Genomic DNA, 19680 nt, shown 5'->3' on the forward strand with positions numbered 1-19680 from the left:
GGACTTCGAGCCCATGCATTTCTACGAGCCCAAGGACGGCCACCGGCTGGCCTACGATCCCTTCAAGGCGATCGTCGCGCCGCGCCCGATCGGCTGGATCTCAACGATCGACGCCGAGGGCCGGCCCAACCTGGGGCCCTACAGCTTCTTCAACGCCCTCTCCTCGAGCCCGCCGATCGTCGCCTTCTCCAGCGAGGGCATGAAGGACTCGCCGGCCAATGCCGAGGCGACCGGCGAGTTCGTCTTCAACCTCTCGACCCTGCCGCTGGCGCGCCAGATGAACGCCTCCTCGGCGATGGTCGCGCGCGGGGTCAACGAGTTCGAGCTGGCCGGCCTGACCGCCGCGCCGAGCCGCCTGGTGCGCGCGCCCCGGGTCGCCGAGAGCCCGGCGGCGCTGGAGTGCCGGCTGCTCGAGGTGCTGCACCTGAAGGACCTGGACGGCCGCCAGACCGACCGCTTCGTGGTGTTCGGCCAGGTCGTCGGCGTGCATATCGACGAGCGCTACCTGAAGGACGGCTATTTCGACACCGCCGCGGCCCAGCCCCTGGCGCGCTGCGGCTACCGCGACTTCGCGGCGGTCACCGAGGTCTTCGCCCTGCTGCGCCCAGAGGAAGAGGCCACCGCGGCCAAGTAGCCCCCGCGCAAGACCTCGAGCCCGGCGCGGGCGCTGCAACCTTTCGGCCAGCCGCGTTGTTTTCCCCAGTACTTGCAGCTGCCGGGACGAAGGGGTCATGCGCAGGACATTGCTGTGGATCGGCGGCCTGCTGGGCGGCCTGATCCTCCTGGTCGTCGTGGGCAGCTTCGCCTTCTTCGCGCTCGGCGGCGCCGCCCACCTGCGGCCGCTCGTCGAGGACCTGGCCACCCTCGCCATCGGCCGCCCGGTCTCGCTTGAGCGCTTCGACGCCGATCCGGGCTGGGAGCTGACCACCCTGCGCTTCGGCGGGGTCTCGGTCGCCAACCACGACTGGGCCGGCGAAGAGCCGCTCGCCGAGCTTTCAGAGCTGACCGTGGCGCTGCGGCCCAAGACGCTGATCTGGGGGCCGCTGGAGCTGCCCCGCGTCGAGGCGCGCGACGGCAAGGTGCGCCTGGTGCGGAGCGCCGAAGGCGAGACCAACTGGTCGCCGCTCGAGGGCGCGGCCGAGACCGCCGCCCCGGAAAGCCGGGGCGAATTTCCCGAGATCGGCGAGCTCACCGTCTCCAACATCGAGGTCGCCTACCGCGACGAGGAGGCCGACGTCACCCGGACCGGCCGTCTGGACAGCGTCGACGGCGCCGCCAACCGCACCGACGGCGTCGTGCTGGCGATCGCCGGGGCGCTGGACGAGCAGGCCCTGAGCCTGAAGTTCGCCGGCGGTCCCTTCGCCGAGCTGGTCGAGGGCGAGGCGCCCTACCCGATCGACTTCACGCTGGCCTACGACGAGGTCGAGATCGCCGCCCAGGGCACGATCGCCGAGCCGGCGGCCTTCGAGGGCGTCGACGTGCGGCTGGCGATCTCCGGCCCCAACTTCGCCGACCTCTATCCGGTGATCCCGGCGGCCCTGCCGGCAACGCCGCCCTTCGCCATCGAGGGCAAGTTCGCGCGCCAGGGGGAGGCGGTCAGCCTGACCGACTTCACCGGCCAGGTGGGCGACAGCGACATCGCCGGCACCCTGACCTACGACACCGCCGGGGAGCGGCCGGTGCTGAGCGGCCGCATCTTCTCGCAGTCGCTCGATTTCGACGACCTGGCGCCGCTGATCGGCGCGGCACCCGACCCCGAGGAAGGGGCGACGCAGGAGCAGGCCGCCGAGGCCGAGCAGCAGGGCCTCTTTCCCGACGAGCCGATCCCGGTCGAGCGCTTCCGCGACGCCGACATCGACATCGAGCTGGAGGCCGCCGAGGTCCGCGACGCTACCATCCCGGTCAGCAGCCTGAAGGCGCACTTCCTGCTCCAGGACGCCCGGCTCCAGGTCCAGCCGCTGGTGCTCGGCCTGGAAGGCGGCGGCACGGCCTCCGGCGAGATCGCGGTCAACGCCCGCGACGAGCCGCCCTCGGCCGACCTGGACATCGCGCTCCAGGACGTCTCGCTGCAGCCCTGGTTCAAGGACAGCCAGTTCGTGGACGAAATGGGCGGACTGTTCGGGGGCGACATCTACCTGCTCGGCGTCGGGCACAGCCTGGCCGAGATCGCGGCCACGGCCCGGGGCCAGGGCATCGTCACCTTCCGAGAGGGCACGGTCAGCGGGCTGCTGGTCGAGGCAGCGGGCCTGGACGTGGTCGAGGCGCTGGCGCTTGTCGTCGGCGACGACGTCGCCATCGCCGTGCACTGCGGCGGCGCCGGCTTCGAGGCCGACGGCGGGCGGCTGCAGATCCGCCAGGCCTTCGTCGACACCTCCGACTCGCTGCTGGTCGCCGCCGGCTGGCTCGACCTCGGCGAGCAAACGCTGGATCTGCAGATCGAGGCCGAATCCAAGGACTTCAGCCTGATCGACATGGCGGCGCCGGTCCGGATCTCGGGCGCCATCGCGGACCCCGAGTTCGCCATCGCCGACCTCGACCCCCTGCCCTTCTTCGAGCTCGGCGACCAGGAGAACATCGACTGCCAGGCCGCCTACGAGCAGCTCGCGCGGTCGGTGCGGCCGAGAAGCTGAGCCGGGCGCGGACTCCCGGCTGCTACTCGCCGGGGCAGGTCGTCGTCTTCACCAGCTCGCCGTCCTGCCAGCAGTCGCGGCCGCCGGCGACCGCGTGGCCCTGCCAGCTGTGCGGGTGGCGCACCTGCCAGCCGTGCATCTTGCCGTTCCTGGTCGGGCCTTCCATGCGCAGCTCGCTGCCCTGGTACATCCGGCTGTAGCCGGTGCCGTCGGCGCGCCGCTCCACGACGGTCGTCCCGAACAGCGCGGCTTCGGGATTGCGCGTGAAGGTGACGACCGGATCGGCGGCGAAGGCCGGCCCGTGGCTCATGTACAGCCACATCGCGGTCGGCGCGTCGCGCATCTCCGCGAGGTAGGCCCAGTCGGTGGCCTCGGCCGCGAGCCCGCCCGCCGCCCCCGGCTCGAAGGAGGCGCTGCGGCTGACGGCGATCGTGCGGAACGGCCCGCGGCGCTCGCCGCCGGCCCAGCTGCCGCGGATCCGCTCGACGCTGTCGGTCACGGTGACCCGCTCCAGCTCGCCGCTGCCGGTGCGCAGGATACCGCGAGACCGGCCGACGATCTCGGCCGGCCCCTCGACGCCCTGGGCGTCGCAGTCGCCCGAGACGACGCGAACCTCGATCGCGTCGAGGTCGGTAAGGCTGGTGACGCCCCACTTCGCGTACTCCGCCTGCATCTCCGCGTAGCCGACCTGCTTCAGCAGCTTGAAGGCCTCCTCGGGCGCCAGCGGGCAGAGCGCCCCGGCGTCGGCCGCCAGCTTTTCGGCGTCGCGGCCGTACCTGGCGTACTCCGCCTCGAAGTCGCGGACGATCGCCTGGAGCTTCGGGTCGGCGAACTGCGGGCTGCCCTGCGCGCCGATGCGCGCCGCCTCGGCCCGGTGCTCGCTCGCAGACAGGGACTGCGCCGCGGAGGTCGTGGCGGCGTCGCAGCCGGCAAGAAGGCCGGCGCCAAGCAGCGCGCCGGCCAGGGCGGCGATCTTGCCGCGGTACGAACAGCTTCCGACCATTCCCGTGGATCCCCCGATGGTGCTCAAGACGTTACCGGACCTCGGCGCACTGCGGGTGGCCGCAGGCCTGCTGGCAGCGCTGCCCGGCCAAGGCGAAGTCGCCGATCAGGTTGCAGCCGTAGACCTCGGCGAAGGTCTTCATCGCCGCGCCGCAGGCCGGATTCCGGTAGGTGACCGGGATCGAGTGGCGGTCGCCGGCCGGACAGGTGAAGCTGAAGGTCTCGGTCGTCGCGGCCGTCTGGGCGGCTTGCGCCGCGCCCCCGGCCGCGGTGGCCTGGGCGACCGGCGCTTGGCCGGTGACCGCGCCGGCCAGGAGGCCGTCGAGGCCGGGCGTCCGGAACGACTGCCCGCCCGTGAAAAGGCCGCCGCCTCCGGGGAGCCCCGACCTCGCGATGCCGAGCAGCGCCTGGCCGTCGCCCTCGCCCATGACGTCGCTGACGAAGGCCTGGCCGAGCCGCAGCTTGTCCATGCCCGGCAGGTCGGAGCTGCCGATCAGCGCGGCGCCGAAACCGAGCGCGAGGACGGCGCCGAGATCGAGGCCGCCGGAGGCCTCCTCGGCCACCTCCCGCCGATAGGCTTCGACGGCGGCGAGGTGGCGCCGCTCGAACTGGTCCAGGTACTCGGGCGTCGCCCTGACGAAGCGGAGGCCGAAGCCGGCTATCGCCTGCTCGGCGATGTAGATCCCCGTGTCGCTCCTGCCGTCCCAGCCCAGGCGCTTGCCGACGACGACGAAGGAGCCATTCGGGTGGGTTTCCCACTCCTCGGTCGGCTGGCCGAAGTAGCTGAAGGTGCCGACGTAGGCGGCCTCGCCGGGAATCGCATAGACGCCCGAGTCATAGGTGACAAGGTCGCGCTCGAGGTAGGCGTGGCGGGTGCGCTTGAAGTCGCCCTCGAAGTAGGGGTCGCGCCCTGGCGGCTGCGCCGGGTCGTCGCGCACGTGAAGGCCGCGCAGGCTCGCTGCGCCGGCGCTCAGGAAGCGCTCCAGCTCCGCCTCGCCGACCGTCTGCGCCGGGGTCGGCGCCAGGAAGCTCAGCTTCGGCGAGGGCGCGGCCTCCGCTGCCGCGGCATCGTGCTGCTGCAGCAGGCGCAGCGCGTCGCTCGCCATGCCGGCCTTGAGGTCGGCCCCGGCCGTCTGGGCCTGGGCCGTCTGGGCCTGCGCCGTCGAGTGAGCGAGACAGGCCGCCAGCGCGACGGCGACGCCCAGAGCCACGAGAACAGACCGCACGGAACCGCTTTCCCCCCGCTTGCGCCCCCCGAAGGAAATCCAGTGGACAACAATTGTCGGCCGGGCGCACCTCGAAAAGTGGGGTAGCGGGAGAGATCAGGCGGCTTCGGCGGCCGGCACGATCGCCTCGGCGAGCAGCGCCTTGAGCGCGCCGAAGTAGCCCTCACTCCTGGCCGGGCGCGTCGCGTCCGAGGTGACGACGACGGTGAGGCCGAGCGCCGGCACCAGGTAGAGCAGCTGGCCGCCGTAGCCGCGGGCGTAGAACAGCGGATGGCCACGCGCCTCGGAGACGAACCAGCCGTAGCCGTAGTCGTCGCCCGAGAAGGGCGAGTGCGTGCGCGGCCGCCAGGACTGCTCGATCCAGGAGCGGCTGATCACCCGCTCGCCCTCCCAGAGTCCGCCACGGCGGTAGAGCTCGCCGAAGCGGAACAGCGCGCGCGGGCTCAGCGCCATGTTGTTGCCGCCCAGGTAGCGGCCCTGGGGATCGCGGGTCCAGGGCGGGATCTCGATGCCGAGCGGCTCGCCCAGCCAGCTCCGCGCCAACGCCAGCAGGCTCTCGCCCGACGCCTCGCTCAGCACGGCCGAGAGCAGGTGGTAGCTGCCGGTCGAATAGAGCATGCGCCCGCCGGGCCGGTCGACGAAGGGCCGGTCGAGGGCGTCGCGCACCCAGTCCCGGCTGGCGATCCAGCCACCGTAGTTCGGCCCGGAGGTACGCTCCAGCCCGGCGCGCATGGTCAGCAGGTGATCGACCGTCAGGGCCTGCAGCCGCGGGTCCGGGTCGGCCGGCAGGCTGTCGGCGAGCAGCGGCGCGACCGGCTGGTCGGTGCCGGCGAGGACGCCGCGGTCGATGGCGATGCCCGTAAGGGCCGCGACCACCGTCTTGGCAACCGACTTGACGTTGGCCAGGGCATCGAGGCCGGGCCCGCGGAAGGCCTCGGCGAAGGCGATCTCGCCGTCGCGCGCGACGATCAGGCTGTGCAGCTGCTCGAGCCGGCGTGCGCGCTCGACAGCTCGGTCGAGCCCCGCGCGATCGAAGCCCGCGCCCGCGGCACCGCCCGGCCTGAGCATGAGCCCGGCGGCGCCGGCGGCGAGGCCGGCGAGAACCGTGCGGCGGCCGGGACCGAGTGCAGGAGCGGACATGACGCGGAAACTGGGGGCCGCCCGCGGCACTTCAAGGGCGCAGCCGAACCTGCGAGGCGGGCGCCGGCGCAACGCCGGGATGGGCATGGGGGGGACGCCTCAGCCGCGCGGGCGCTCGCGCCGCCGCAGGAACGCCCAGCGCAGGGTCTCGGCGGCGGTGCCGGCGGCAAGGCCGAGCAGCGGATCGAAGGCGACGGTGACCAGGGCGGTCACGAGGATCACCGGCCGGCAGGAGGGTCTGGCCTGGCGGAAGGCGGCGACCGGCAGCAGCTCGAGCGCGGCGGCCAGCAGCAGCACCCCGACCGCCGCCATCGGCAGCGCCAGCAGCGCCCGTCCGGCGGCCTCGGCGGCGAACAGACCGGCGGCCAGCAGCAGAAGGCCGATCGCGGCCGGCGCCAGCCAGCCGCGCGCGCCGAAGCGCACGTGCGCGGCGAGCCCGCCGGCGCCGTGGCAGAGTGGCAGGCCGCCGAGCGGCGCGGCGACCAGGTTCATGAGCCCGGTGGTCGCCGAGAGACGGCGGATCGTCACCCGCCGTCCCCGATCCGGGAAATACTGCCCGGCCAGGATGGCGGTCAGCAGGATGGCGTTGGTGACGGTCAGCGGCAGCTGCGCCAGCACCAGCTCCGGCAGGGCGGCCAGCAGGTGCGCCGGCTCGGGCAGCAGCGGCAGAGCCAAGCCGGGATCGAAGGCGGCCGGGGCGGCAACGCCGCCGGGCCAGGCGAAGGCGGCACCGGCCAGCAGCACCAGCAGCGGCGCCAAGGGTGCCGCGCGCAGCAGCGCCGCGCCGGCGACGAGGGCGCAGGCGAAGCCGACCCAGGGCTCGGCCGCGATCATCCGCAGCGCCGCCAGCCCCAGCGCCAGGGCGAGGCCGCCCTGCAGACCGTGGATCAGCGAGCGTGGCACCAGCCGCGCCGCCCGCTCGACCGCACGGAACAGCCCGACGGCGGCGACGACCGTCCCGACGATCAGCCCCGAGGCGGCCAAGGTCTCGGGGTCGGTGGCGCTGGTCAGGGCGATCGCTCCGATCGCCTTCATCGGCTGCACCGAGACCGGCAGGCGATAGACAGCCGCGACCAGCAGGTAGCCGAGCCCGGTCGCGACCAGCAGCCCGAAGGGGTGGCAGAGCCCCAGGGCGATGGCGCCGGCGGCGAAGGGCAGCAGCGTCCCGAGGTCCCCGAACGCGCCGCCGAGGTCCCCCAGCCGGCCGCGCCAGCCGGCGACCGCGGACGCGCCCCGAGGCCCTTCCTGTCGTTCCGCTCGGATCGCCGCCTCCTCCCGCAGTCGCCACCCGCCGCAGCGTCTGGGCGTCGCTCGGGTCAGGTTATGACGGAACGAAGCGACGAGGAACCTCGGTCTAGTCCGTCGGAGGCACCGGAAGCTCGGCCAGCAGCGAAGGGTCGATCCGCACGCCGCCGCCATAGGGGCTGTCGTGCAAGATAAGGAAGAAGAAGGCCACGCTCGTCGCCAGTGCGAAGACGGTCATCGCGAGCCGCCCGGCGGCAGGGCGGTCGAGGTGGACGACGGCCAGGGCGGCGAAGCTGAAGACCCATAGCGCCAGCACGCTGTACCAGGCGGTGCTGCCGCCGTGGGCCGCACCGATCGAGAGGCGGTCGGAGCGCGCCCCGGAGAGGCCCTCGAGGGCCACGAACAGATGGCCGGAGGCCGGCACGGCCGAAGCGTCGCCGGTGAGCCGCGCCGCGGCCGACCACATGGCGCGCAGCGCCGCCTCCGTCTCGGGGTCGGCAGCCCCGTTGCGCGCCGCACCCCACTCCTGCTCGATCACGCGCCGTCGGTAGCGCTCGGCCGCCGCCAGCGCGTCGGCGGCATCCAGCACCTCGGGCCCGGACAGGGTGACGAAGCGTTCCAGGGCCGCGCGCTCCGCGTAGGCGGCGTCGGAGGCGCGGCGCTTCTCCGCCCAGATATCGGCGGCCAGGAAGCCGAGGAACAAGGCGAAGAGGGTCGTCACCGACACGAAGAAGGGCGCTACCGGCAGGACCCCGCCGTCCAAGCGAAAGCGCCGATTGAGATGGCCGAGCAGAAGACGGCCGGCGCCCCACGCGAGCCCCGTCCAGATGGCGATGGCGACGAACTGATAGAGCGGCGGCCGGTCGAACAGGCCGAACAGCGTGTGCATCCAGGCGGGCCCCCTTGCCGGACTTTTCGCCATGGTCGCGGCTCCTGTCAGTCGGCACAACCGCCGCGGCTTGACTGCGCCGCCGATTCCGAAATGATTGACTGCCAAAGGGTTCCGGGCCACGGCGCCCGCTCACCGGGGGATTCGGGGGAGATCGGCTTGGCGAAGACGCCGCAGCGGAAGACCGGGAGCCGCCTCCCAGCCGGGCCTGCCGACAGGCCTTTCGCCGGGCGGCTTGATGCCTAGGGCGATCCGCGCCTACGTCCGCGGCATCGAGGCGCTCAACCGCCTGGTCGGGCGCTTCGCCATGTACCTGATCTTCGCGATGATGGGCATCCTGCTCTACGCGGTGATCTCGCGGACCGTCTTCAACGCGCCGCTGATCTGGGTCGTCGAGATGGCCCAGTTCACCATGGTCGCCTACTTCCTGCTCGGCGGCCCCTACTCCCTGCAGCTCGACAGCCACGTCCGCATGGATCTGCTCTACAGCCGCTGGTCGCCGCGCGGCCGGGCCGTCGCCGACGCCATGACGGCGGGCTTCCTGCTGTTCTACCTGGTCTTCCTGCTGGCCGGCGGCGTCTCCAGCACCCAGTACGCCCTGGAGTACGGGCAGAAGAACTATTCTTCCTGGGGACCGCCCCTGGCGCCGATCAAGATCGTCATGACGACCGGCGTCGCCCTGATGCTGCTGCAAGTGATCGCCGTCTTCTTCCGGGACCTGGCGACGGCGCTCGGCCGGCCGATCGAGGAGGGCCGGACGGCGCGGGACGGAGGCGGGCTCCCGTGAGCTACGACCTGATCGCCCTGCTGATGTTCTCCTCGATGATGCTGATGCTGCTGACCGGGCAGCGGGTGTTCGGCGCCATCGGCTTCGTCGCGACCATCGCCGCGCTTACGCTGTGGGGCGACGGCGGCTTCGAGATGCCCTTCAACGCGAGCTTCGTGCTGCTGAACTGGTACCCGCTGCTGACCCTGCCGCTGTTCATCTACATGGGCTACATGCTCTCGGAATCGGGCATCGCCAGCGACCTCTACGAGATGTTCCACGTCTGGGCGGGACCGGTGCGCGGCGGCCTGGCGATCGGTACCATCGGGCTGATGGTCGCGATCTCCGCCATGAACGGGCTCTCGGTCGCCGGCATGGCGATCGGCGCGACCATCGCGCTGCCCGAGATGCTGCGCCGCGGCTACGACAAGATCATGGTCACCGGCGTGATCCAGGCCGGCAGCTCGCTCGGCATCCTGGTGCCGCCCTCGGTCGTGCTGGTGCTCTACGGCATGATCGCGCGCCAGCCGGTCAGCCAGCTCTGGCTCGCCGGGGTCTTTCCCGGGCTGCTGCTGGCCGGCCTCTTCGTGCTCTACATCGCCGTGCGCTGCCACCTGCAGCCGCACCTCGGCCCTCCGCTGCCGAAGGCGGAGCGCGACATCCCCCTTATCCGCAAGCTGGCGCTGCTACGCGCCGGCCTGCTGCCGCTCGCCATCTTCTTCTCGATGACCGGGCTGTTCCTGCTCGGCGTCACCAGCCTGGTCGAGAGCTCGGCGGTCGGCGCGGTCGCCGCGACGCTGGCGGCGATCGCCAAGCGCCGCCTGACGCGGCGGGTGCTCGAGGACACGATCCGCAAGACCCTCGGCATCAGCTGCATGTTCCTGTGGATCATCCTGGCCGCGCTCTGCTTCGGCGCGGTCTTCGACGGCCTGGGCGCCGGCAAGGCGCTCCAGAACCTGCTGATCAACCGCTGGGAGCTGACGCCCTGGGAGATCCTCATCATGATGCAGGTCAGCTACCTGCTGATGGGCATGTTCCTGGACGACACCGCAATGCTGGTGATCGTCGCGCCGCTCTACGTACCGCTGGTCATCGCGCTGGGCTTCAACCCGATCTGGTACGGCGTGCTCTACACGATCACCTGCCAGATCGCCTACATGACGCCGCCCTTCGGCTACAACCTCTTCCTGATGCGCGCCATGGCGCCGCCGGAGATCTCGCTGGTCGACATCTACCGCTCGATCGTCCCCTTCGTCCTGGTCATGCTGGTCGGCCTGATCCTGGTCATGGCCTACCCGCAGATCGCCCTCTGGCTGCCGGAAAACGTCTCGCTGCGATGACGTCCGCCGGCCCGAGGCGCCGCCCTGCGATCATCCACGAACCGGCCGCGTGCAACCGGTACGATGGATGGCGTAGCCTAGAGGGCCCCTTCAGGTAGAAGCGGCCGTCGCAAAGAGAGGTCCGAGAGAGACCGGACTCGAACAGGAGGCAGACCGAATGACCAAGAACACCCGGATGAACAAGCGCCAGTTCCTCAAGACCGCGGGCCTGGCGACCACCTCGGCGGTCGCCGCCGGCACCCTCGCGGCACCCTACGTCAAGTCCCAGAGCCCGATCCGCTGGCGCCTGCAGACCTACGCCGGCCCTGCGCTCGCCGAGCATGTGATCAAGCCCTCGATCGACGCCTTCAACAGGGCGGCCAACGGCGAGATGGAGATCGAGCTCTACTACGCCGACCAGCTGGTGCCGACCGGCGAGCTGTTCCGAGCCATGCAGCGCGGCACCATCGACGCCGTGCAGAGCGACGACGACTCGATCGCAGCGCCGGTCGACGTCTCGGTGTTCGGCGGCTACTTCCCCTTCGCCTCGCGCTACAGCCTGGACGTGCCGGTGCTGTTCAACCACTACGGCCTGAAGGAGATCTGGGAGGAGGCCTACGGCGAGATCGAGGGCGTTACCTGGCTGTCGGCGGGCGCCTGGGATCCCTGCAACTTCGCCACGGTCGACCCGATCCGCAGCCTCAAGGACCTGGAGGGCAAGCGGGTCTTCACCTTCCCCACGGCGGGGCGCTTCCTGCAGCGCTTTGGCGTGGTGCCGGTGACCCTGCCGTGGGAGGACATCGAGGTCGCGGTGCAGACCGGCGAGCTCGACGGCATCGCCTGGTCCGGCATCACCGAGGACTATACGGTGGGCTGGGCGGACGTCACCAACTACTACCTGACCAACAACATCTCGGGTGCCTGGTGCGGCTCCTACTTCGCCAACAGCGAGCGCTGGGGCGAGGTGCCGGAGCACCTGCAGACGCTGTTCCGCCTGTGCATGGACTCCTCGCACTACTATCGCCAGCACTGGTACTGGTGGGGCGAGGCGCACTACCGCACGACCGGCGGCAAGCTGGAGCTGACCTCGATCCCCGAGGAGGAGTGGCAGACCGTCGAGGAGGAGGGTCTCAAGTTCTGGGACGAGATCGCCGCCGAGAGCGATCGCAGCGCCCGGATCGTGCAGATCCTCAAGGACTACCGCGAGACCATGCAGAAAGCCGGCCCGCCCTACCGCTACGGCTGAGCCGCACGCGCGCTCCCGGCCCGGGGCGAACTTCGCCCCGGCGCCGGGAACGCCGTCACGCCGGAGCGTGGCGCGGAAGCTACTTCACGATCAAGTCGTTCTCGATGCTCCTGACGCCTTCGATCCCGGCCACCACGCTGCTGGCGCGGGACTTGGCGGCGGCCGAGTCGACGAAGCCGCTGAGCTGCACCACGCCCTTGTAGGTCGTGACGTCGATCTGGAAGACGTTGAGCTCGGCGTCGTCGAGCAGCTGGGCGCGGACCTTGTTGCTGATCACGGAGTCGTCGATGTACTCGCCGGTGCTCTCGCTGGTCGCATCGCTGGTACAGCCGGCGAGCGCCGCGGTGGTGGCGAGCATCAGCGCGGCGAGGAAATAGGTGATCTTCATTTGGATTCTCCTGTGGTGCGCCGCCGGCGCGCAGCAGGACCTGCGCTCGCGCGGGAACGCTCACTCAACGCCCCCGGCCGCCGGCCGGTTCCGGTCCGGCTCCTTCGACCCGGCCCGGCGCCTTCGCCTGTGGGTGGGAACCGCGGGGTGCGCCTCTCGACCAGCGCGGGGGTCAAGCGAAGCCTGTGCCAACCGAAGACAGGGAGACGGGCGCCTATGTCAGCGACGGCGCGGCTGGCCCCTGCCCTGCTTCGGGTGGGGCCGTGCCATGTGGCACGATTCCTAGTACTGCTGCCGGCGGGTTTGCCGCGCCGCCGTGCTTGCCTCTATATGGTTGCGTCCGCCCGCCGCACCGCCAAGCCCGCAGAGGCCAGCCGCCGATGTCCCAGAGCTTCCAGCCGATCGACGCCAGCGCCGTGCCGCGCTTCGCCGGCCTGCCGACCTTCATGCGCCTGCCCCACGTGACCGACCCGGCCGAGGTCGACATCGCGCTGTTCGGCGTGCCCTGGGATGCCGGCACGACCAATCGGGCCGGCGCCCGCCACGGGCCGCGCGAGATCCGCAACCAGTCGAGCTTCCTGCGCGCCGTGCACCACGTCAGCCGCATCGCGCCCTACGAGCTCTGCCGGGTTGCAGACCTCGGCGACGCGCCGGTCAATCCCTTCGACCTGCAAGACAGCCTGGCGAAGATCACGGGCTTCGTCGAAAGCGTCGTCGCGGCAGGCGGGCTGCCGCTCGCCGCCGGCGGCGACCACCTCTGCTCGCTGCCGATCCTGCGCGCGGTCGCCAGGGACCGCCCGGTCGGGCTGGTCCACTTCGACGCCCACTCCGACACCAACGACAGCTACTTCGGCGACAATCGCTACACCCACGGCACGCCGTTCCGCCGCGCCGTCGAGGAGGGCCTGGTCGATCCGAAGCGCACGATCCAGATCGGCATCCGCGGCTCGATCTACGGCGCCGAAGACATGGCCTTCGCCGAGGGCAGCGGCATGCGCGTCGTCTACATCGAGGAGTACTTCATGCTCGGCACCGAGAAGGTGGTCGAGGAGATCCGGCGGGTCGCCGGCGACGGCCCGACCTACGTGAGCTTCGACGTCGACGGCCTCGACCCCGCCTTCGCGCCGGGCACCGGCACGCCGGAGATCGGCGGCTACGGCACCCACGAGGCCCAGGTCATGCTGCGCGGCCTGCAGGGCCTGGACCTGGTCGGCGGCGACGTCGTCGAGGTGGCGCCGCCCTTCGACCCGAGCGGCAACACCGCCCTGGTCGGTGCGACCCTGATGTTCGAGATCCTCTGCGTGCTGGCCGACACCTTCGCCCGGCGGCAGTAGCGAGGCGTGCGGGTGTGACGCCGCTCGTACGCCCCGGGTCAGCTCCGTCAACCCGAACCCGGAGGGGCTCCGATCCCGCACCGGCGCGGCATCACACGCGGCCGACGCCCTCCTTCAGCATCTTCAGCTTGGCGTCGTGCTCGCGGGCCAGCGCCACTGCCTCGAGCTGGGTCGCCCACTGCTCGTCCGACAGGGCCCAGCGGCTCGCCTCCTCCCGGTCGACCCGTGCACGGGCGGCCGGCGCCAGATGGGCGTTGGAGGCCTTGTCGTAGAGCTCACGCGCAAAGCTGCCGGGCTCGAAGATGTCGCCGGCGGGTAGGTCCGGCTCGTCGGCGATCCGCCGGCGCACCTGGTCCAGGGTGTAGAGGGTCGTCATGGGGCCGCTCCTCCTTCGAAGGGGCACCTGGACCCGGGAAAGCCCCAGGCGATGGGACCGGCTCGCAAAAGCTGTCGAACCGCCCGGTCCAGGATTGCCTATTCAGGCTTGAACGCCTGCTACCCGGCGTTGTTCCGAAGAGGTTCTGGCGATGACACGCACCTCCTCAGTCTCCCGCCTTGGTCAGTTCCGCCAGGTCCTCGGCCGACAGCTTCAGGCTGGCCGAGCGGATCAGGCTGTCGAGCTGCGCGAGGCTGGTCGCGCTGGCGATCGGCGCGGTGATGCCGGGCTGCGCCATGACCCATGCGAGCGCGACCTCCGCCGGCTTCGCGGCGGCGCGCGCCGCCACCGCCTCGAGCGCCGCCAGGATGCGGAAGCCGCGCTCGTCAAGGTACTTCTCGACGCGCTGGCCGCGCGGGCTCTGGCCGAGGTCCGCCTTCGTGCGGTACTTGCCGGTCAGGAAGCCGGCGCCGAGGCTGAAATAGGTGATGACGCCCAGGCCCTCGCGCTGCGCCAGGTCGCGCAAGGGACCCTCGAACTCGGAGCGGTCGTAGAGATTGTAGCAGGGCTGCAGGGTCTCGTAGCGCGGCAGCCCCTGTCGGCGCGCGACCTCCAGGGCCTCGCCGAGCTGGCCGGCGTCGAGATTCGAGCAGCCGATCGCCCGCACCTTGCCCTGCTCGAGCAGGCGGGCGTAGGCCTCGAGCGTCTCCTCGTGGGGCGTGCGCTCGTCGGGCCAGTGCGACTGGTAGAGGTCGATGACCTCGACCTGCAGGCGGCGCAGGGAATCCTCCACCGCGCGCAGGATCCAGTCCCGCGACAGGTCCTTGTGGCCCTGGCCCATGTCCGAGCCGACCTTGGTCAGGATCAGCACCTTGTCGCGCTTGGCCGGATTGGCCTTCAGCCACTTGCCGATCACCGTCTCCGACTCGCCGCCGACATGGCCCGGCGCCCAGCGCGAATAGGAGTCGGCCGTGTCGATGGCGTTGAAGCCGGCGTCGAGGAAGCCGTCGAGCAGCGCGAAGCTGGTCTTCTCGTCGGCGGTCCAGCCGAGGACGTTGCCGCCGAAGACGAGAGGCGCGGTGGCGAGGCCGGTGCGGCCGAGCGGGCGATGCTCCATGAAGGACTCCCTGTCGGAGGTGGCCCGCGTCTGCTGCGCGGGGGGCCCACCCTTCTAGGCAATCGAGCGGTGTCGCGAAAGCGCCGGGACGGAATCGAGAAGGCCCGCCGCACGTTCTGCGCGGCGGGCCCTCCCTGTGAGTCCGTGGCGACCCGGCTACGCGGGGGCGCTCACCTTCCTCGGTGTCAGTCCTTCCATTCGGGCAGCTGCTCGAGCTGCTCCTCGGTCATGTCGACCGTCAGGCGGTCGCCCCGCATCTGGACCTGGTCGAGCTGCAGCACGACCTCCTTGTCGCCGATGCCGAGGAAGCCGCCGACTTCGGCGACCAGCGCGACGATGTTGCCGTCGCCGTCCATCAGGACCTCGTCGACCTCGCCGATCTCCTCGCCGGCGGCCGAATAGATGTCCATGTCGTCGAGCTGGCCCACGGAAACGCCGTAAGCCTCGACCATGCGGGCGTCGTCCTCGACCTCGACGAGCACGGCGCTCTGCTGGGCGAACGCCGGGCCGGCGAAGAGCGCGAGCGGCAGGGCGGCAGCGAGCAGGGTGCGTTTCATCGGTTGGTCTCCTTGTGTTGGTCTGCCCTCTCGAACGAACGCGGGTCATCAGAGTTCCAGGGGTCGTCCCGAACGGGGTCCCACCGAAGAAGGCACTGCGCCGTACGCCAGGCCCGGCGTCAGCCGCGGGACTGCGGGGATCCGGCCAGATCGCGCCACCAGAGCGGCAGGCAGGCGAGGCCCGCGAGCACGAAGCCCCAGCTCCAGAGCGCCGAGCTTTCGGGACCGCCGACCAGCAGCCGCCCGACGCCGACGAGCAGCAGGAACAGCGAGGCGGCGCAGCCGCCGACGCTCAGGGCCTGGCGCCGGAGCCGGCCCAGCGGCGCGCCCGCCCCTTCGCCGGCCGCGGCCGCGGTGCGCGGCCACCAGCCGGAGGGACGGACGGTCTCGTAGAAGGCCCGCAGCACGGCCGGATCGGTCGCCGGCGTCACGAAGGTGACGCCGACCGCGGCCGCGGTGGTGACGCCGGCCATGATCGCCAGGCGCAGCCACTCGGTCTGCGGGTCGGTGCCGTAAACGGCGAGCAGCAGCGGTGCTGCGACGAGCGAGACGCCGATGGCGGCGAGCTCGGAATGGAGGTTGATGCGCTCCCACAGCCAGCGCAGCACCAGCACCGAGCCGACTCCGGCACCGAGCAGCAGCGAGAGGAGCCAGGCGGTCTGGATCGAGCCCAGGTTGGCCATGATCACGAGGGCGATGACCAGGATCAGCAGGTTCGACAGGCGGGCGACCAGGACCAGCTCGTGCGCCGCCGGCGCGCGCCGCCGCCACTGCCGGCAGACCAGGCGGTCGTAGACGTCGTTGCTCCAGTAGGAGGCGCCCCAGTTGAGGTGGGTGTCGACGGTCGAGGCCAGGGCCGCCAGCAGGCCGACCAGCATCAGCCCGCGCAGGCCGGGCGGCAGCAGGTCGTCGATGCCGGTGACGAAGAGGAGCTCGCGGCCTGCGACGAAGCCCTCGCTGCCGGCGTCCTGGGGACCGATCGGGTAGAGCGCCAGGAGCCCGACCGCGATGACCAGCCAGAACAGGCTGCGCAGGAAGATCTGCAGCCAGGCGAAGAGCACCCCGGCCCGGCGCGCGTCGGCGTCGCTGCGGCAGGCCATCGAGCGCTGGGCCAGGTAGCCCGTGCCGTCGGCGTTCATCTGGAACAGCCACTGCAGCGAGATCACGACCAGGAAGGGCAGCAGCAGGTCGCCCGCGGTCCCAGGCGCGAAGGACAGCAGGCGGTCGGTCTCCTGCGGCCCGTAGAGCTGGACGAGCCGCTCGTTCAGGCTCCCGAGCCCGCCGAAGGTGGCGACCACGACCCAGGCGTAGATCGCCGTCGCGACCAGCGCGAGCGCCAGCTGCACCACGTCGGTGGCGATCACCGCGCGCAAGCCCCCGGCCGTCGCGTAGCCGGCGGTGAACAGCAGGATCAGCAGGATCGAGATCAGGCTGTCGGCCGTCGCCACCTCCAGCGGCAGGGCGCCGGCGGCGCTGCCGCCGAGGTCGAGCCCGAGGGTCGCGACCAGGCCGACGACCGGCCGGTAGAGCGCCGCCGGCAGCCAGGCGTGCCAGGGCAGGAAGACCTCGGCGATGCGCACCGCCGCGACCAGCACCATGGCCAGCACGACGCAGTTGATGACCGTGCCGTAGTAGATCGCCTTGAGCGCGCGCAAGAGCAGCACGCCGCGGCCGCTGTAGCGGGTCTCGGTGAGCTCGGCGTCGGTCAGCACGCCGGCGCGGCGCCAGCCGGCGGCGAAGACGAAGGCCATGAGCAGGAAGGCCAGGGCGTAGATCCACAGCCGCCAGAGCGCCGCGACGCCGGCCGTGGCGACCAGGCCCGAGACCAGCAGGGGGGTGTCGGCGGCGAACTGGGTGGCCGCCATCGAGCAGCCGGCCTTCCAGCCCGGCACCGTGCCGCCGGCCAGGAAGTATTCCCGCAGGTTGCGCGACGAGGCCTTGCGGGCCCGCCAGCCGGCGGCCAGCGCGTAGGTCACGAAGGCCAGGACGATGACGAGGTCGAGCACCCTGCCCGCTCCGATGTTGGCCGGCCAGGGTCGGCCGGCGGAGCGGCGAGGTCAACCGGCGGTGGCTCGCCTGGGTGGCGACGACGGAACTCAGCACCTGCCGGGTGCGCCGCGGCGCCCGCGACCCGACGCGAAAAGCCCGCCGCCTCCTGGTGGAGACGGCGGGCCTCGCGCGGTGCCGCGGTCGCGGGCGGTCAGCCGTCCAGGTCGACCGTCGGCTCGCGGTCCCAGAAGCGCAGCGGGCCGAGCCGGCCGACGAAGCCGGTGGCCGCCGAGGCGTCGGCGAGCTCGACGCAGGCCTCGTCCAGAGCCTTGGCGATGCCGGCCTTCTCGAGCAGCGGCATCGCCGCCCGCGTGTAGCCGATGAACTTGCAGTGCGCGAAGGCGTCGGCCACGAAGTCGCGGCTCGGCGCGTCGTCCTTCAGCAGCTTGGCGCCCTGCTCGGAGATCACGAGGGCGACGGCGTCGTAGAGCACCGAGGGGCCGCCGTCGATCTTCTGCTTTGCCTCGACCAGCTTGCCGTCGGACAGGGTGGCGCCGCCGACCTTGGGCGCGACCAGTTCGGTGAGGCCGCCCTCGGCCTTGACCGCCTCCTGCAACGCCTGCAGCAGGGCGGCGTCGCCGCCGTCGGTGATCAGGATGCCGAGCTTGCGGCCCTTGAAGCCGCCGGGCCCGTTCCTGACGATCGACAGCGGATCGGAAGCCGGCAGGTCGGTGATCGGCGGGCGCGCCGGCTCGGCCGGCGCCGGCAGCTCGATGCCCAGGCCCTCGGCGACCTTCGCGGCCAGCTTCTCGTCGATGTTGCGCAGGTGCGAGACCGTGCGCGCGCGGATCCGCAGGGTCTCGACCTTGCTGAGCTCGAAGGTCAGGGCGTCGGCGATGTGCTTGCGCTCGACCGGTGCCTGGCTGACATAGAACTGCCGGGCCTGGCTGTAGTGGTCGGCGAAGGTCTCGGAGCGCGCCCGCACTTTCTCGCCGGCCACCGGCTGCGGATAGCTGGTGAAGCCGCGCGCCGGGTCCTCGCGCGGCCCGCCCGCCTCGGTGCCCCAGCTGTTCGGCTCGTAGTTGGCGCGGCCGACGGGGTTCTTCATGGCCATGTGGCCGTCCTGCTGGAAGTGTCGCATCGGGCAGCGCGGGGCGTTGACCGGGATGTGCGTGAAGTTCGGGCTGCCCAGGCGCTTGAGCTGCGTGTCGAGGTAGGAGAAGTTGCGCCCCTGCAGCAGCGGGTCGTCGCTGAAGTCGAGGCCCGGCACGATGTTCTGGGTGCAGAAGGCGACCTGCTCGGTCTCGGCGAAGAAGTTGTCGACGACCCGGTCGAGCACCAGGCGGCCGACCTTGCGGATCGGCACCTGCTCCTCGGGGATCAGCTTGGTCGAGTCGAGGACGTCGAACTCGAAGGTCTCGGCGAAATCCTCGTCGAACAGCTGCACGCCCAGCTCCCACTCGGGGAAGTCGCCCAGGGTGATGGCGTCCCAGAGGTCGCGGCGGTGGAAGTCCGGATCGGCGCCGTTGATCTTGACCGCCTCGTTCCAGACGACCGACTGCAGGCCGAGCTTCGGCTTCCAGTGGAACTTCACGAAGGTCGACTTGCCGGCGGCGTCGACGAAGCGGAAGGTGTGGACGCCGAAGCCTTCCATGAAGCGGAAGGACCGCGGGATCGTGCGATCCGACATGATCCACATGACCATGTGCATGCTCTCGGGCGACAGCGAGATGAAGTCCCAGAAGTTGTCGTGGGCCGTCTGCGCCTGCGGGAAGCCGCGGTCGGGCTCCTGCTTGGCGGCGTGGATCAGGTCCGGGAACTTGAGGGCGTCCTGGATGAAGAAGACCGGGATGTTGTTGCCGATCAGGTCCCAGTTGCCCTCCTTGGTGTAGAACTTGACCGCAAAGCCGCGGACGTCGCGCGCCAGGTCGAAGGAGCCCTTGTTGCCGGCGACCGTCGAGAAGCGGACGAAGACCTCGGTCTTCTCGCCGACCCGCTGGAACAGGTCCGCCCTGGTGACGTCCGACAGCGAGTCGGTGGTCTCGAAGTAGCCGTGGGCGCCGAAGCCGCGCGCGTGCACCACCCGCTCCGGGATGCGCTCGTGGTCGAAGTGGAAGACCTTCTCCCGGAAGTGGAAGTCCTCCATCGCCATCGGCCCGCGGGGGCCGATCCTGAGGTGGCTCTGGTCGTCGGAAACCGGCGTGCCCTGCTGGGTCGTCAGGGTTTCGTAGCCCTGCTCCGTCGTCTGGTGCGGCGCGCCGCCCGAATCGAGATGAAGCTTGTCGTCGGTCATGGAGCCGGTCCCTCGTTGGAGTGGTCGGATACCACTCTGGAACCGTTCCAGCTTTCGAAGGTTCCGCGACGCCGGGTCCCTCCGCCCACCGGGCGGAGCCGCCGGCGTGCCCACGCCCCTCGACAGAAGCTATGGGGCCGGCGACGAGGCGGTAGCATCCTCG

17 protein-coding genes are annotated in these 19680 nt (G+C 71.3%); 6 read left to right on the forward strand and 11 right to left on the reverse strand.

Annotated features, from left to right (window positions below; all coding sequences use genetic code 11):
- The first annotated feature begins 13 nt into the window (after window positions 1–13).
- Both WD341_RS10510 and WD341_RS10515 read left to right on the forward strand, forming a co-directional pair.
- Window positions 14–634, forward strand: coding sequence for a flavin reductase family protein (locus tag WD341_RS10510; protein ID WP_368425404.1), 621 nt, complete (start codon window positions 14–16; stop codon window positions 632–634).
- Window positions 635–731: 97 nt separating this feature from the next.
- Window positions 732–2630 (forward strand): AsmA family protein, encoded by a 1899-nt coding sequence (locus WD341_RS10515; RefSeq protein ID WP_368425405.1) that lies wholly within the window; start codon window positions 732–734, stop codon window positions 2628–2630.
- Window positions 2631–2652: 22 nt separating this feature from the next.
- Here WD341_RS10515 and WD341_RS10520 read toward each other — a convergent pair whose 3' ends face one another.
- The 5 genes from WD341_RS10520 to WD341_RS10540 all read right to left on the reverse strand — a co-directional run bounded on the left by WD341_RS10520 (window position 2653) and on the right by WD341_RS10540 (window position 8165).
- Window positions 2653–3633 (reverse strand): hypothetical protein, encoded by a 981-nt coding sequence (locus WD341_RS10520; RefSeq protein ID WP_368425406.1) that lies wholly within the window; start codon window positions 3631–3633, stop codon window positions 2653–2655.
- 31 nt (window positions 3634–3664) lie between these two features.
- Window positions 3665–4858, reverse strand: a complete 1194-nt coding sequence (locus WD341_RS10525) for a hypothetical protein (RefSeq protein ID WP_368425407.1) — start codon at window positions 4856–4858, stop codon at window positions 3665–3667.
- Between the two features lie 96 nt (window positions 4859–4954).
- Window positions 4955–5998 (reverse strand): serine hydrolase domain-containing protein, encoded by a 1044-nt coding sequence (locus WD341_RS10530; protein ID WP_368425408.1) that lies wholly within the window; start codon window positions 5996–5998, stop codon window positions 4955–4957.
- 99 nt (window positions 5999–6097) lie between these two features.
- Entirely contained in the window at window positions 6098–7417 is a 1320-nt protein-coding gene (locus WD341_RS10535) for a putative sulfate/molybdate transporter (RefSeq protein ID WP_368425409.1), read from the reverse strand.
- Window positions 7353–8165 carry a hypothetical protein gene (locus WD341_RS10540; protein WP_368425410.1) on the reverse strand — a complete coding sequence of 271 codons (813 nt, stop codon included), beginning with the start codon at window positions 8163–8165 and terminating at the stop codon, window positions 7353–7355. The genes WD341_RS10535 and WD341_RS10540 overlap by 65 nt, the downstream gene beginning before the upstream one ends.
- Before the next feature lie 205 nt (window positions 8166–8370).
- Here WD341_RS10540 and WD341_RS10545 point away from each other — a divergent pair, with 205 nt between their 5' ends.
- The 3 genes from WD341_RS10545 (at window position 8371) to WD341_RS10555 (ending at window position 11463) form a co-directional block, all read left to right on the forward strand.
- Window positions 8371–8919 (forward strand): TRAP transporter small permease subunit, encoded by a 549-nt coding sequence (locus WD341_RS10545; protein ID WP_368425411.1) that lies wholly within the window; start codon window positions 8371–8373, stop codon window positions 8917–8919.
- Window positions 8916–10238: a TRAP transporter large permease subunit gene (locus WD341_RS10550; protein ID WP_368425412.1), complete on the forward strand. Its 1323-nt coding sequence runs from the start codon at window positions 8916–8918 to the stop codon at window positions 10236–10238. Before WD341_RS10545 ends, WD341_RS10550 begins: the two co-directional genes overlap by 4 nt.
- A gap of 157 nt (window positions 10239–10395) precedes the next feature.
- Window positions 10396–11463, forward strand: coding sequence for a TRAP transporter substrate-binding protein (locus tag WD341_RS10555; RefSeq protein WP_368425413.1), 1068 nt, complete (start codon window positions 10396–10398; stop codon window positions 11461–11463).
- Between the two features lie 79 nt (window positions 11464–11542).
- On the opposite strand, the gene WD341_RS10560 is transcribed toward WD341_RS10555, so the two are convergent.
- Window positions 11543–11851 (reverse strand): BON domain-containing protein, encoded by a 309-nt coding sequence (locus WD341_RS10560; RefSeq protein ID WP_368425414.1) that lies wholly within the window; start codon window positions 11849–11851, stop codon window positions 11543–11545.
- Window positions 11852–12231: 380 nt separating this feature from the next.
- Between WD341_RS10560 and speB the strand changes: the two genes are divergently transcribed.
- The gene (speB, locus tag WD341_RS10565) at window positions 12232–13185 is read left to right on the forward strand and encodes an agmatinase (protein WP_368425415.1); all 954 of its coding nucleotides are present in this window, start codon (window positions 12232–12234) and stop codon (window positions 13183–13185) included.
- A 91-nt stretch (window positions 13186–13276) separates the two neighbouring features.
- On the opposite strand, the gene WD341_RS10570 is transcribed toward speB, so the two are convergent.
- From WD341_RS10570 to WD341_RS10590, 5 genes are all read right to left on the reverse strand, one after another.
- A complete protein-coding gene (locus WD341_RS10570) occupies window positions 13277–13561 on the reverse strand; it encodes a hypothetical protein (protein WP_368425416.1) in 285 nt (94 codons plus the stop codon).
- 166 nt (window positions 13562–13727) lie between these two features.
- A complete protein-coding gene (locus tag WD341_RS10575; RefSeq protein WP_368425417.1) occupies window positions 13728–14678 on the reverse strand; it encodes an aldo/keto reductase in 951 nt (316 codons plus the stop codon).
- 185 nt (window positions 14679–14863) lie between these two features.
- The gene (locus WD341_RS10580; protein ID WP_368425418.1) at window positions 14864–15235 is read right to left on the reverse strand and encodes a PRC-barrel domain-containing protein; all 372 of its coding nucleotides are present in this window, start codon (window positions 15233–15235) and stop codon (window positions 14864–14866) included.
- A 119-nt stretch (window positions 15236–15354) separates the two neighbouring features.
- Complete coding sequence (locus WD341_RS10585; protein WP_368425419.1) at window positions 15355–17241, reverse strand: sodium:solute symporter family protein; 1887 nt, start codon at window positions 17239–17241, stop codon at window positions 15355–15357.
- A gap of 194 nt (window positions 17242–17435) precedes the next feature.
- Entirely contained in the window at window positions 17436–19517 is a 2082-nt protein-coding gene (locus WD341_RS10590) for a catalase (protein WP_368425420.1), read from the reverse strand.
- Between the last annotated feature and the right edge of the window lie 163 nt (window positions 19518–19680).

It is taken from the genome of Tistlia sp., assembly GCF_040905785.1.
GTDB lineage: Bacteria > Pseudomonadota > Alphaproteobacteria > Kiloniellales > DSM-21159 > Tistlia.